Genomic DNA, 13,684 nt, shown 5'->3' with positions numbered 1-13,684 from the left:
ATGAATAAGTATAATAATATCATATACGTCATATTCATTACAATACTGATGACCTTCTCCATGAGGTCTGTTAATAACATGATTGTTACAACCCTGCCGCTTTTATCAAACAAGGTATTATACTTTTCATCGGTGCTTGTTGGCATAATATCCGCAAGTGTTTATCTATTTACCTTTATAGTAACCTCAATGGTAAATCCAAGATTAAACTCAAAACAGAGGAGAACATCGTTTATTATTGCAAACCTTGCCGTTGTCATTGTTTTAATAATGTACTATTACGCAAATGATATATCTGTATGGATAGCATCTGCCATTGCCGGTCTTGCATACGGTATAATAATGCCGAACATGATAAATGCAGCATCGCTGATGGCCGATCAAAAATCAAGGGAAAGGCTTCTTGCAGTTTATTCGGTGGGCCTGAGTCTAAGCCTTATAATAGGACCAAGCCTGGAGGATTACCTTTTAACATTCATAGGCTACAGATTAATATTCATATACTTTCTACCAATAGCCATAACCGGTCTTTTCATATCAATGCTTATGAAATTCCCGGAGATAAAGAATGAAAACCATAAATCAGCAATAAGATCAAAGGGCCTAAAGGCTGGAATATTAACGATAACAACGTACAATGTACCGTTTGCGGCAATAACAGTTTTCCTTACGATATTTGCAATATCACATTTTCATATAAGCAGATCACTTGCATACTCATCTTATATATACTTCTTCTCTGTATCGTTCATGACAAGGCTTTACATGAGCATAAGGCCCTTTAAGAACATAAGACTGCCGCTTATAATATCGATATTAATAACAGTATCAGCACTGATCCTGTTCCCATTTGTGCCTGCCTTTGCCTTCTTTGTTGTAATCATGATGGCCCTAGGAATCCCACACGGATCAATATTTCCAATATCAACAATAATAATATCCAGGGGTACCACACCTGAGGAGAGGAGCGCCGCAAATTCATACTTCATGGCCTTTAATAACATACTATTTATGTTAATACCTGTATTCTTCGGATTCATAGAGGATTACATAGGCTATTCTATGACATTTCTGGTTCTAGTTGTTCCGGTTATTCTTTCAACCATACTGCTATTCAAGGAATATGGAAACAACAGCATAATGGTTGCAAAGCCAAAGGCAATGTAATATCCATAAAATATTTATTTAATAATAAAATGAATTGATATGTACAAGGGTATAGTATGTCCCATGATAACGCCTCTTGATGCCCATGGAAATATAGATTACAATGCAACAAACATTCTTATAAAATACCTGGAGGGCATAAACGTTGATTATCTTTTTCCAATGGGCTCCACAGGAGTCTTTCCATATTTTACATTAAAGGAAAGAAAGGATTTTTTGAAGTTTGTAAGGGAGAATTCAAAAAAACCCATAATGGCAGGCGTTGGCTCTTCTTCAATAAATGAGGTTAATGAGCTAATGAAATTCTCCATGGATATAGGCATAGAGGCTGCCGTTTTAATGCCGCCATATTATATTAAGCTAAACCAGGAGGCAATATACCATTACTATAAAGAGATACTGTCATCAAACGATATGGACCTTTTAATATATAATATACCGCAGTTTACAAATAAAATCGATCCAGAAACTGTTAAGAACCTAAAATCGGAGTTTTCATCTGTAAAAGGCGTAAAGGACAGCTCTGCCGATATAAGAGGCTTCATGGAGATGCTATCATTATCAGATGATGATTTTGCAGTTTTCCAGGGCCAGGACGATCTACTTTTTACATCTCTTGAGCTGGGTGCTTCAGGAGGGGTCTGCGGAACCACAAATTTCAGTGATGGTATAGTAAGGCTTTACCATGAGTATAAAAACAATAGGGAAATGGCACTTAAAATAGAAAAAAATGATGTAATACCATTAATGAAAAAGCTTGGAAAATACCAGTTTCCAAATGCATACTATGAGTACTTCTACAAAAAGAATAATATAAATGGTGGATACAGGCCTCCAATGTACAGGGTAGGCATTGAAATATAAATTAATATTTTAATTACTAATCTTTATATCATTGAATACAATACCTTTTAAGAACATGAAGGAGGAATAAATATGGAATCTTATGTAAAATTTCAGACTCCCGAAACGCTAGAGAAGGCAGTTCTGGATATGGTTGAAAATTCATACAAGACGGGCAAGGTAAGAAAGGGTACCAATGAGGTAGTAAAATCAATAGAGAGGGGAGAATCAAAGCTTGTTGTTATAGCCGAGGATGTATCACCTGCAGAGGTTGTTTACTATCTTCCAACATTATGTGAGGAAAGAAAGGTACCATATGTATATGTAAAAAAGAAATCCGATCTTGGACTCAAGGTTGGCATTGCATCTGCGGCATCGGTATCAATAGTTGACTATGGAAAAAATGATGATGCATACAAATCGATAGTTTCACAGATAAACGATGCAAAGTCCGGAAAATCAGAGAATAAGGAGTGATTTAAATGGAAGACGATGCAACGCCAGCCGAGGTTGTTGAGATCATGGGCCGTACGGGCATGACCGGGGAGGCCACAACCGTTAAGGTCCGCGTCCTTTCCGGAAAGGACCAGGGCAGAATCATCGCAAGAAACGTCCTTGGCCCGGTCAAGGTCGGAGACGTGCTCATGCTCAGGGAGACTGCAAGAGAGGCAAGGAAGCTATCTATAAGGTGATATCATGGATGTTAGAAACTGCTCATTTTGCGGAAAATCCATTGAACCCGCCTCCGGATTTCTTTATGTAAGGAAGGACGGAAGCGTACTAAATTTCTGCTCAAGGAAATGCAAGGAGAATATGGTAAAGCTCAAGAGGGTTCCAAGAAAGGTAAAGTGGACGAACGAGTATCATAGAATAAAGGCAATGACAAAGAAGGCATGATTATGGAGCGCTGTTTAATACTTGTAAAACCTGATGGTGTTGAAAGGAACTTAATAGGCGAGGTAATATCAAGGTTTGAAAGGAAGGGCCTTGCGATAAAGGCATTAAAGATGATGCGTGTAACCAGAGAGCAGGCAGAAGATCATTACAGCGTTCACAGATTAAAACCATTCTTTGACGATCTCGTTTCTTATCTAACATCAGGCCCCATTGTGGCCATGATTGTCGAGGGAAATAACGCCATAGCATCCTCAAGAATGCTCGCCGGTGCAACGGACGGTTCAAAGGCAGCACCAGGAACAATACGCGGTGATTTTTCACTTGATATTGAAAGGAACATAGTTCATGCATCGGATTCATTGGAATCATATGAGCATGAGTATAAAATCTTTTTTAATGAAAATGAGATTATGGATTGATTATGGAAGCAATAAAAAGCCTCAGGGAACCAATTGTATGCGTGCTTGGTCATGTTGACCATGGAAAGACAACGCTGTTAGACGATATCAGGGGCACATCAATAGCCGAAAAGGAAGCTGGAAGAATAACACAAAAAATTGGCGCAACCGAGATATCATATAATATACTTGAAAGGGAAATAAAAACAGCTTTTAAAAACATACCAATAAAGATTCCCGGGCTTTTATTTATTGATACGCCGGGTCACGTGGCATTTTCAAACATGCGTTCCCTGGGTGGTGCACTTGCAGATATAGCAATACTGGTTATTGATGTTAACGAGGGATTAAAACCACAGACCATCGAATCGATAGATATATTAAAGAAATTTAAAACACCTTTTATAATAGCAGCAAATAAAATAGATGCCGTTCCATATTTTGTAAATACCTCGAATACATCATTTGCAAATGCCATAAAAATGCAGAGGCGGGAGTACATAGAGGAGCTTGACAACAGAATATATAAATTAATAAGCGACCTTTACACATACGGCATAAATGCCGATCGCTATGACAGAATAAGTGATTTTTCAAAGACCTTTGCCATAGTCCCGGTAAGTGCAAAATTGAAGATTGGAATAGCAGATATATTAATGGTTCTATCAGGTCTTGCCCAGAAGTTCCTTGAGAACGAGATAAGGCTTACATACGAAAAGACACTTGGAACAGTTATTGAGGTAAAAATAGAGGAATCAATAGGAATAACACTGGACACAATACTTTATCAGGGCATGCTTAAGAGGGGCGATACCATCGCGGTGAACACGTCAAACGGTCCGGCAAGGACAAGGGTAAAGGCAATACTTGTAAACTCAAACAGGGGCCTGAAGGAAAGTGAAAAGGTTGTGGCGGCTGCCGGTATAAGGGTGCTTATAACCGATAAAATACCTGTAATAGCCGGAACGTCCATGATAAAAATAGATGAAAACACCAGCGAGGATGAGGCCTTTAAAACAATAATAAACGAATCAAAGCCAAATATAAAAATTTCTGAGCATGGTGTTACGGTCAAGGCCGAGGCTTTGGGCTCACTTGAGGCCATTGCCTATGAGCTTGAGCAGGCATCGATAAATATAAGATCAGCCGAGATAGGCGATATAACAAAACATGATGTAACCGACGTTTCAACACTGAACGATCCCCTTGATAGGATTATTATTGGCTTTAATGTTTCAGTTCTTGACGATGCCGTTCAGGAGGCCGCATCATCTGATATAGGCATAATAACAGGCAATGTCATTTATTCTCTTGTTGATGATGCACAGAAGTGGCTTGCAAAAAGGAAGCACGATCTAGAGGAGCAGAGAAAAAGCAACATACCAGTTCCATCAAAGATTGTAATAATGCCAGAATATATATTCAGAGCTGCAAAGCCAGTTATCGTTGGCATAAAGGTTCTCTCAGGCCGCGTAAAGGTTGGCGATACATTAATAGATGATAACAATAAATATGCAGGAACAATAAAAAGTCTGAGGGACGGAGATGTCAGCAGGCAGTTTGTTGATGCACCTGCCGAGGTATCCTGCGCCATAGACGGTGTTGTTCTTAACAGGCATATATTCCCTGGGGAAACACTGTACGTCGATATACCTGAAAACGTTGCAAAGCAGTTAAGGTCTGAAAAGCTTGATGATAATATAATGAAGACGCTCGATGAAATAACAAAGATAAAGAGAAAGATTAATCAGTTCTGGGGCTTCTGAAACATCGAGATGATAACAATAAGAAGGCCCATAAATATTATTGATAACGTGTAATAATATGAGTGACTTATATAAACTGTTCCAAGCATTGCCGCAATTCCAGGAACAAGGCTGAACTTATAAACTGTGCTTCCTGTGAGTATTCTCGACGATGCAATCATATCTTTCTTTATTGCCATATAGGTTAAAACAAGCTCAGGTATCGATCCTGCAATTCCTATTATTATAAATGACGATAAAAAGCCGTTTATACTGAAAACATATGAGACAATATCAACTGATTTAACAAGCATGTATGATGACGTAAAAACCATAAAGATGGCTGCAATTGATAGATAATCAACTGGATAATATTCAACAACGTCATTCTTCTTCTCATTTCTGTTAACAGCAAGTATGTAAATTACAAAGATTACAATAAGAACTATTGAAAATATTATGTTTATCGATGATAAATATAATGATATTAAAAGGATTATTAATGATATAAATATAAGAAATAATATATCTATTAAATAGCCCTTTTTATCATCCTTTAAAAATGGTATAATAAAAATGAAAAACAGCAGCGTTATAAAGTTTGATCCCTCAATCGTTCCGAAGCTTATGCTGCCATACCTGTAAAAGGCAGCCATAGATGCTGTTATAAGCTCATCTATAACAGAGAAAAATGATATTATATATATACCGACCATGCCGCCTGTAAAATTTAATTTATTTCCTATTGCATATGCAAAATCAGTAAGCATATCGCCGGCATAATCAAACGTTATTATTGGTAATATTATCCCGGGGATCAAAAGGTAATAATCAATATATTCATAATTAAATATGAAAAATACAAAGAAGATTAAATTAAACAAGATTAATATATAAAATGGGCCGGGCCTCAAAGCATCATCTGTGGATCTGTAATCCTTACATCTTCCTTTATCTGTGATCCTCTTTCCATCTTGCGATAATCAACAGATGTCGGTTTCAAAACCTTTATAATATAATCAAATGCCCTGTCTGCATTGCTTCTATCGCCGCAGGTGTATATATCAAGGGTTACAAGCCCATACTCAGGCCATGTATGAAAAGACAGATGGGACTCAGCCAGAAGGGCTATCCCACTTGCACCCATCGGCCGGAACTGATAATATTCAGATGAGATCTTTGTTAAATGGCCTTCCTGAATGGCATTTTCCATTATTGGTGATATTGCCTCGGAGCTAGATATTAACCTTGCATCTACACCGTATAAATCCGCAATAATATGTACCCCTACTGCCACTTTCATCGTCCTCCATAATCTTTTTCACCTCTTAACAATCACTCATAATATGAATGTTGTATTTAAATATTTATAAAAATGGGGCGTTTAATTTTTTATTTCATATTCATTATAATAATTGTAAGCACTGATAAAAAATAACTATTTATTTAATGATATATTATTAAAAATATATTAATCAATAGTAAACATGTTTATGTTTATTTCAGGATACTGTTTCTGCATTTCCTTTATTCTGTCCATGTAAAAGTGCATCATTCTTTTAGACGTTACTATTATCGTGCTAAAACCCCTGCGGGCGGCATCGTAACCGGATTCTATTGGGGCATACTCAAAATCAGGCCTTATATTTGACTGTTTTAGAACCGTAAAGGCATACTCGCCAAGCACCCCTTTAAAATGATATTTTTTACTCTCTATTATATTTTTTAATCTATCCGTTAAAATTTTGTAATTAACATTCTCCTCAACGTTGCTTATCTGTGCTATATCAACAGAGCCAACGTTGAGCTTTATTATGCCGTTTATTGATGTTACACCGGTGCATCCACCTTTTTTTGTTGAAATCGCGGCAATACCTGTTGCACCATCCATTTTATCCTTTTTGGCATATAGATAGCCATTGTCCATGTAAAGGTAAACCCTTTCATCTTTGTTTAAATCACAGGCGGCTATTGCCTCCCATGTCATTATTGAATCCATTTCCATTAGATTTGATTTGAAAAAATTCTCCATATCGCTTAATCCATTGTAAAGATAATTAAAACCCGTTAATGTTATATTATTATCATCATCTATATATCCATTTGATCTCAGTATCTTTAAATGATATATTACACCCTGAAGCGTAATATTAACATCTCTGGCAATCTCGGATGGCCTTCTCTTGCCATTCCTTATGCTCATGAGTATCATTATCTGCGTTATAAATGCCTGTTCCAATTTCATGATGTGAAAATATAAATGTATTTATAATATTTTTCTTAGTTTCTCAAGAAATGTCCTTGTGGCCTCTCCTGGATTCGCTGCATCAAAGATCGCCGAGACAACCGCAATGCCGCTTATTTTGTATTTTAAAAGCTCATCAACGTTTCTGGTGTTTATTCCACCTATGGCAAAGACCGGTATATTGAATTTTGATGCATTATTAAGAATATTGATATCACACATTTCCGCATCATCCTTTGTGCTCGTTTTAAAAAATGATCCAAAGGCTATGTAATCTGCGCCAAGCCTTTCATATTTAATTCCAAGGTTAATATCACCGTATGTTGAAACGCCTATGATTTTGCCAGGGAACCTTTCTTTTATGTATTCAAATGGCGGGTCGTCCTTTCCTATATGTATGCCATCGGCGTCAAGTATGTCCAGAAGCACCGGCGAATCATCAACAATAAATGGCACATTGTATTTGTAGGCCAGATTCTTTAATCTTCTTCCGGCCTCTATCTTTATATTATATGGATTCGTCTTATCTCTGTACTGCAATATGTTTACCCCTGCCGAGAGGCTTTCCTCGACAATGTTAAAAAAGTTTCTATTGTAATAATCCTTTGTTACCAGATAAAGGCCACTAAGTTTCATCTTAAATCATCCCTTGACAGGGCATCCCAGATCTGGTCATCACCTGGTTTTATCATCTCGCCCGTATCGAATTTTATCTCATCACCCTTTAACTCGCCTATTATGTATGAATCTATACCGGCAGATCTAAGTTTTAATAATAATTCATCTGCAAAATTCCTCTTTACGGTTATTAACAGAGTGCCCTCGCTTATGGATCTCAACGGGTCTATGTTGAAAAGCTTTGTTACCCTTGAAACTGATTCATCTATATTTATGTTATTCTTATTCACGATTACACCATGACCGGAAGCCTTTCCTATCTCATACAATGCATTTATTATTCCACCCTCGGTTGCATCATGCATAGATGTTATCTTATCAAGACCAAAATCAATGGATAAAATCTCCTCGTTAACGCATGTCATTTTATAAAATAGATCATTTAGTTTTTTTAATGTATCCATGCCAAGATGTTTTTCTATATATTCTGGAAATGTGTAAGATAATATGCATGATGCCTCAAGTGCACATGTCTTTGTCATTATTATTATATCGCCATCACCTGCATTTTTTGTTGTTATATATCTATCACCATAGCCCATTAATGTAACACCGCCAATCATTGGATAACTGACGCCTGCGTACCTGGCAGTGTGACCCGTGACCACCATAACATTGTACTTTTTTGACTCATCGTTTATTACCGTCCAGATCTCATTGAACTCATCATCGCTCATTGATTGTGGCAGATTAAGGTCTATGCTCATGTACATGGCTGGTATGCCAGATGTGTAAATATCTGAAAGCAGTATATGAAACCCAAACCATGCGGCCTTTTTTAAACCAAAAACAGGATCGATGTAAAACGGATCTGTTGTAACGGCCAGGTAGCCATTCCCAAGCCTTACAATGCCAACATCAACACCGTTTTCAGGCGGTACTACAACCTCATCTCTTAAAAAACCAAGCCTTTTTATTATATTGCTTTCAAAAAATTCTCTTGATATCTTTCCTGTCATGGTATCCTCCAGAAATGGTTTAATGGGCCGTATCCCCTGCCCATGGGAAATGAATTTATAATAGCACCCTCGATATACTCCTTGGCCATTGAAATGGAATCCTCAAGTGTTTTTCCCATTGCAAGGTATGATGCTATTGCAGATGAAAGTGTATCGCCTGTTCCATGCGTGTTCTTTGTGTTTATTCTTTTATCAGAATAAAATGAGAATTCACCGTTATAAAGTACATCCTCTGATACACTTGATTCCATATGGCCACCCTTAATAAGCACTGATGCGCCGGTCATGTTATATATTTTTAATGCGGCATTCTTCATATCATTTAGATCCGATATCCTCATGCCGGTTATTACCTCAGCCTCCGGTATATTAGGCGTAACAAGTGTTGCTATCTTCATTAATTTATTTACAAGTGCCTTTATTGCGTCCTCCTTTAGTAATCTGGCACCGGTTTTTGAGACCATTACGGGATCTATAACTATATTTTTTACATTATATGATTTCATCTCATCATAAACCGTGTTTATTATATTCTCAGAAAAAAGCATGCCTGTCTTTGCTGCATCTGTTCCGATATCGCTCAGTATTTCATAGAACTGATCCCGTATAAACTGTTCAGGGAGCTCATATATAGATCTTACAGATACGCTGTTCTGGGCAGTTAATGATACTATAACTGCCGTTCCAAAAACCTTGAGCGCAGTCATTGTTTTTAGGTCTGCCATTACACCTGCACCACCACCGGAATCAGTGGAGGCAACAGTCATTACCCTTGGTATCGTAATATTAAATCGTTCAATGCTATTTAAAAATTTTTTAAGGTAAAAATGGAAAAAGGTAATATTTTATTGAATAATAATAAATTAAATGAAAAGGATAATGAGGGGATTTGAAAATTTTATAAGTTATAACGATGCCCTGGGAAAAATAAGCATGAAATTAAAAATCAAAACCGAAACATTGTGCATTGCCAGTGCATTAAACAGGATCTCGGCATCAGATGTATTATCAAATGAATATGTTCCAGATAATGATAAGAGCGCTGTTGATGGCTATGCAATAATATCTGATGATACCATGAATGCCTCAATTGAAAATCCTGCCAGGCTGGATATAAAATATACTGTAAGGCCGGGGCAGGTGCCAGGATCAATAGACCATGGTGAATGTGCCGAGGTGTACACAGGATCATACATTCCAATAAATTCAAATGCTGTTGTAAAGGCCGAGGACACGGAGAACCACGGCGATTCAATAATGGTTTACAGGCATTTAAATATGAATGAGAACATCTCTAAAATGGGCGAGGATCTATATCCTGGATTTAACATAATCAAAAAGGATTCATTAATAGAGGCGCAGCACATTGCGGCAATGGAAGCGGTAAAAATAGAAAAAATAGACGTTTATAAAAAGATAAAACTATGCATTATAAACACCGGGGACGAGGTTTATTATAATTCAGTTAGGAATTCAACAGGTTACATGCTAAAATCATTCTATTCAATGCCATACATTGATGTAATCGGTCCATTTATCTCCAGGGACGATAAAAATGAGATAATGAATATAATTAATAAAAATATAAACAACTGTGATATTATGATAATAACCGGTGGCAGCAGTATAGGCCGCTATGATCTTGTAGGAGATGTGCTCTCCGGTCTTGGAAAATGCATATTCTCCGGTGTCTCAATAAAACCTGGGAGAACGGTTTCACTATTTAATTTAAATGGCAGGCCGGTTATATCATGCTCTGGCCTCCCTGTGGCGGCATTAATATCATCATATTTTATAATATCAAAGATCATTAAGAATACCTTTAATATAAGCATTGAAAAACCCATATCTGGAAGGCTTTCATCAAACGTTTCAAACAGGATAGGATTCACAAAGTTTCAGATCTGCAGGACATACATCTCGGATAATAATGTAATAATAGAGCCATTGAAGACAACAGGTTCTGGTTTGATCTCAAGCGTTATAAAAGGCAATTCATTTATAATAATAAATGATGGCCTTGAGGGTATTGCAATGAACTCAATTGTTATGGCATACCTTATCGGTGATGTAAAATGGGCATGATATTTCACAGTTTAATTGATATAAATGAGGCATCATTGAAGCTTAATAATATCAGGAAGATCGATGATGTTGAGGTTATAAATATAAATGATGCCATCGGCAGAATATCTGCAGAGGATGTTTTCAGCAGAATGCCCCTGCCACTTTATTCAAGATCGCAGGTCGATGGCTATGCAGTTCTTCACGATGATCTATTAAATGCGGATTATAATAAACCTGTAAGATTAAAGCTTGCCGGTGAAACATACATCGGTGAAAAGGCTGTAAAACATCCAGGCCACGGCTACTGTATTAAGGTACCAACAGGAGGCATAATACCAATTGGCGCCGATGCCATGGTTCCATTTGAGGATACCGAGAATGAATCAGATTACATAAAATTCATTAAACCAGTTGAAATTTTTAACGAAATATCAAATGCCGGTGTGGATCTAATCTCCGGCGAACTTATAATAAATAAATACAAGATGATTGATGAGCGTGATATAGCAGTTCTGGCATCAACAGGCCAGTCCAGATTAAAGGTATTGAGAAGACTAAGTATAGGCATAATACCAACCGGTGATGAGTTAATAAATCCAGGCGATGATTACATTCCTGGAAAGATATATGATTCCAGTGCATCAATGTACTCTGAATTAAAAAAATACCCGGCATTTTCAGTTATAAAATATAATATAGCAAAGGACTCATACGATGAAATATCAAATGCGATACATAGATCAGTTAATGAAAATGATGTAACAGTAACAATAGGCAGCACATCTGCCGGTGACCGGGACATGGTTTATAAAATACTGGAAAACATTAGTCCAGGGATAATATTTCATGGGCTGAGGGTAAAGCCAGGAAAGCCAATGGCCGCTGGAATAAACAAAGATAAATTAATACTGGCAATGCCAGGATTTCCAGTTTCATCAATGATGCTTCTTTACTCACTTGTTATACCAGCATTGTTTAACATGCTTCATTATAATTATAAAATATGTACCGTTAATGGTATAACAGGCAGCACTTTTAGACTTCACAGGGGATACACAGATTTAATGCTTGTAAGGGCTGTAAAGCGTGATAATTTATATGTTTTTTATCCCGTTCCAGGTGATTCCGGATCAATAACAAGGATAAAAAGGGCAAATGGTTTTTCAATAATAAGATCCGAAAATGATTACCTCAAAAAGGGATCTTCACTGGAAGCACATTTATTCAACAACGATGTGCCGGAGATACTTTTTTATGGTCAGTACTATCCATATCTTAATATTAATTTAAATTATGCATTTGTTGAGGCTGGATACAACAATATAATTGAATCCATGAAAAACCATGAGGCCGATGTATATATATCAAATTATTCAGATATAGATCATCAGGACTATTATTCAATAAAAAAATCCGTTGAATACGGTTTATGCAAAAATTCTGATAAAAGAGATATCATTGCAGTGCTTTACAACGGTTCCGGGCTTTATGAGAGATCAAAACCGTTACTAAAAAATTTCAGATCCGTGCTTTACATGGAGAACCCATACACGGTCTCATATTATGTTAATGAAAAAAGATGCGATGCGGGAATAACATACAAAATATATTCTGATCTTTATAAAATGCCTTTTGAAAGTCTCGGATTCATTGATTTTAATTTTTACATATCAAGGAACAGCAAATACTTTAAGGTTATATATAATGAAATAGAAAAACTATGATATCAATTATATTTGCAAAGAAGAGCGAGAGGTTTCCTGGAAAGCACCATGCAATGATATGCGGTGAGGAGATGATAAAAAGAATATCAAGAATAATAAACGAATCAATGCTCTTTGATAAAATAATATTGTACACCAAGGATGAAACGCTTTACTCAGAATACTGCGATATTGTAATCGATAAAAGCAAAGGGACTTTAATAGATTCATTAATGTCCTGCTTAAAAGAATACAGTGAATTCCTTGCGGTCGGTGGTGATATGCCACTTCTGGATTATAATATATTAAAATATTTAATGGATAATTACAACGGGCGTTCTCTGGCCGTATCTTCATATGGCTTTATCCAGCCACTGCTTTCAATTTATAATAAATCAATAATAAATGATCTTGATAAATATATATTGTCTGGCAGCAAAAGCATTTATAAATTTATAATGAAGAGCAATTTTAAGATTTTAAACATCAATACTTTTAAAACAATGAGTGTGAACACATTAAACGATTTAAAAGAAATAAATTATTACCTTGGCTGTTAATCCTTTAACATTGATATGTAAAGATACTGGCAAAAAAATACAATTGCGAATGAAACACCCATTATAAATGAGTATAAAGATGAATTTACAATGATAAAAAAGAATCCGGATAAACCTGCAACTGCTATAAGTATAAACGAAACCAGCGAAAGCACTAAATACAATCTTTCATGGTATGATAGTATCAATAATATAAATGTTAATACCAGTAAAATAAAGCCGATGAGTATGTGCACTATTAGTACAGGATTATTAAGCTTCCCGGATGCTATATTTACATATAGATTTATATAGATGCCAAATATAAACTGCACCAGAAGTGCCAGTGCTATGCCATAGCTTATGTATCTTCTGTAAAGATTTATGTTGCTGAATTTTATCATATCTGCTAATATTATTAATATATATATTTACTTTTCATG

General features: G+C 36.3%; 17 protein-coding genes. 10 read left to right on the top strand and 7 right to left on the bottom strand.

Going from position 1 to position 13,684, the window contains the following annotated elements; translation table 11 throughout:
* The 7 genes from B8780_RS04865 to infB all read left to right on the top strand — a co-directional run bounded on the left by B8780_RS04865 (position 1) and on the right by infB (position 5,071).
* Positions 1-1,167, top strand: a complete 1,167-nt coding sequence (locus tag B8780_RS04865) for an MFS transporter (protein ID WP_011178079.1) — start codon at positions 1-3, stop codon at positions 1,165-1,167.
* Between the two features lie 39 nt (positions 1,168-1,206).
* Entirely contained in the window at positions 1,207-2,031 is an 825-nt protein-coding gene (locus tag B8780_RS04860; protein ID WP_048059513.1) for a dihydrodipicolinate synthase family protein, read from the top strand.
* A gap of 66 nt (positions 2,032-2,097) precedes the next feature.
* The gene (gene rpl7ae / locus B8780_RS04855; RefSeq protein WP_192805736.1) at positions 2,098-2,487 is read left to right on the top strand and encodes a 50S ribosomal protein L7Ae; all 390 of its coding nucleotides are present in this window, start codon (positions 2,098-2,100) and stop codon (positions 2,485-2,487) included.
* 5 nt (positions 2,488-2,492) lie between these two features.
* Entirely contained in the window at positions 2,493-2,702 is a 210-nt protein-coding gene (locus B8780_RS04850; RefSeq protein ID WP_011178082.1) for a 30S ribosomal protein S28e, read from the top strand.
* Positions 2,703-2,706: 4 nt separating this feature from the next.
* Positions 2,707-2,907, top strand: a complete 201-nt coding sequence (locus tag B8780_RS04845) for a 50S ribosomal protein L24e (protein ID WP_011178083.1) — start codon at positions 2,707-2,709, stop codon at positions 2,905-2,907.
* Complete coding sequence (ndk, locus tag B8780_RS04840) at positions 2,904-3,326, top strand: nucleoside-diphosphate kinase (protein ID WP_011178084.1); 423 nt, start codon at positions 2,904-2,906, stop codon at positions 3,324-3,326. Before B8780_RS04845 ends, ndk begins: the two co-directional genes overlap by 4 nt.
* Positions 3,327-3,328: 2 nt before the next feature.
* The gene (gene infB, locus B8780_RS04835; protein WP_084272851.1) at positions 3,329-5,071 is read left to right on the top strand and encodes a translation initiation factor IF-2; all 1,743 of its coding nucleotides are present in this window, start codon (positions 3,329-3,331) and stop codon (positions 5,069-5,071) included.
* Here the strand turns inward: infB and B8780_RS04830 are convergent.
* From B8780_RS04830 to thiD, 6 genes are all read right to left on the bottom strand, one after another.
* Complete coding sequence (locus B8780_RS04830; RefSeq protein ID WP_161939679.1) at positions 5,053-5,871, bottom strand: hypothetical protein; 819 nt, start codon at positions 5,869-5,871, stop codon at positions 5,053-5,055. The two genes, infB and B8780_RS04830, sit on opposite strands and share 19 nt — an antisense overlap.
* Positions 5,872-5,960: 89 nt before the next feature.
* The gene (gene speD / locus B8780_RS04825; protein ID WP_011178087.1) at positions 5,961-6,353 is read right to left on the bottom strand and encodes an adenosylmethionine decarboxylase; all 393 of its coding nucleotides are present in this window, start codon (positions 6,351-6,353) and stop codon (positions 5,961-5,963) included.
* A gap of 168 nt (positions 6,354-6,521) precedes the next feature.
* Positions 6,522-7,295, bottom strand: a complete 774-nt coding sequence (locus tag B8780_RS04820) for a DUF7839 domain-containing protein (RefSeq protein WP_084272850.1) — start codon at positions 7,293-7,295, stop codon at positions 6,522-6,524.
* Between the two features lie 21 nt (positions 7,296-7,316).
* On the bottom strand, positions 7,317-7,931 hold the full coding sequence (gene thiE, locus B8780_RS04815) for a thiamine phosphate synthase (protein ID WP_084272849.1): 615 nt from the start codon (positions 7,929-7,931) through the stop codon (positions 7,317-7,319).
* Positions 7,928-8,932: an AIR synthase family protein gene (locus tag B8780_RS04810; RefSeq protein WP_011178090.1), complete on the bottom strand. Its 1,005-nt coding sequence runs from the start codon at positions 8,930-8,932 to the stop codon at positions 7,928-7,930. Before B8780_RS04810 ends, thiE begins: the two co-directional genes overlap by 4 nt.
* Positions 8,929-9,699: a bifunctional hydroxymethylpyrimidine kinase/phosphomethylpyrimidine kinase gene (thiD, locus tag B8780_RS04805; protein ID WP_084272848.1), complete on the bottom strand. Its 771-nt coding sequence runs from the start codon at positions 9,697-9,699 to the stop codon at positions 8,929-8,931. The genes B8780_RS04810 and thiD overlap by 4 nt, the downstream gene beginning before the upstream one ends.
* Positions 9,700-9,799: 100 nt before the next feature.
* Between thiD and B8780_RS04800 the strand changes: the two genes are divergently transcribed.
* The 3 genes from B8780_RS04800 to mobA are packed head-to-tail and all read left to right on the top strand — an operon-like array spanning position 9,800 to position 13,262.
* Complete coding sequence (locus B8780_RS04800) at positions 9,800-11,017, top strand: molybdopterin molybdotransferase MoeA (RefSeq protein WP_084272847.1); 1,218 nt, start codon at positions 9,800-9,802, stop codon at positions 11,015-11,017.
* The gene (locus B8780_RS04795; protein WP_084272846.1) at positions 11,008-12,723 is read left to right on the top strand and encodes a molybdopterin molybdotransferase MoeA; all 1,716 of its coding nucleotides are present in this window, start codon (positions 11,008-11,010) and stop codon (positions 12,721-12,723) included. Before B8780_RS04800 ends, B8780_RS04795 begins: the two co-directional genes overlap by 10 nt.
* Positions 12,720-13,262 (top strand): molybdenum cofactor guanylyltransferase, encoded by a 543-nt coding sequence (gene mobA, locus B8780_RS04790; protein WP_084272845.1) that lies wholly within the window; start codon positions 12,720-12,722, stop codon positions 13,260-13,262. Before B8780_RS04795 ends, mobA begins: the two co-directional genes overlap by 4 nt.
* Here mobA and B8780_RS04785 read toward each other — a convergent pair.
* Positions 13,259-13,645 carry a hypothetical protein gene (locus tag B8780_RS04785; RefSeq protein ID WP_084272844.1) on the bottom strand — a complete coding sequence of 129 codons (387 nt, stop codon included), beginning with the start codon at positions 13,643-13,645 and terminating at the stop codon, positions 13,259-13,261. The genes mobA and B8780_RS04785 overlap by 4 nt on opposite strands.
* Between the last annotated feature and the right edge of the window lie 39 nt (positions 13,646-13,684).

This window comes from Picrophilus oshimae DSM 9789 (assembly GCF_900176435.1).
GTDB classification, from domain to species: Archaea; Thermoplasmatota; Thermoplasmata; order Thermoplasmatales; family Thermoplasmataceae; genus Picrophilus; species Picrophilus oshimae.
Note: the sequence above shows the minus strand (reverse complement) of the source record. Positions and strands in the feature narration are given on the sequence as shown.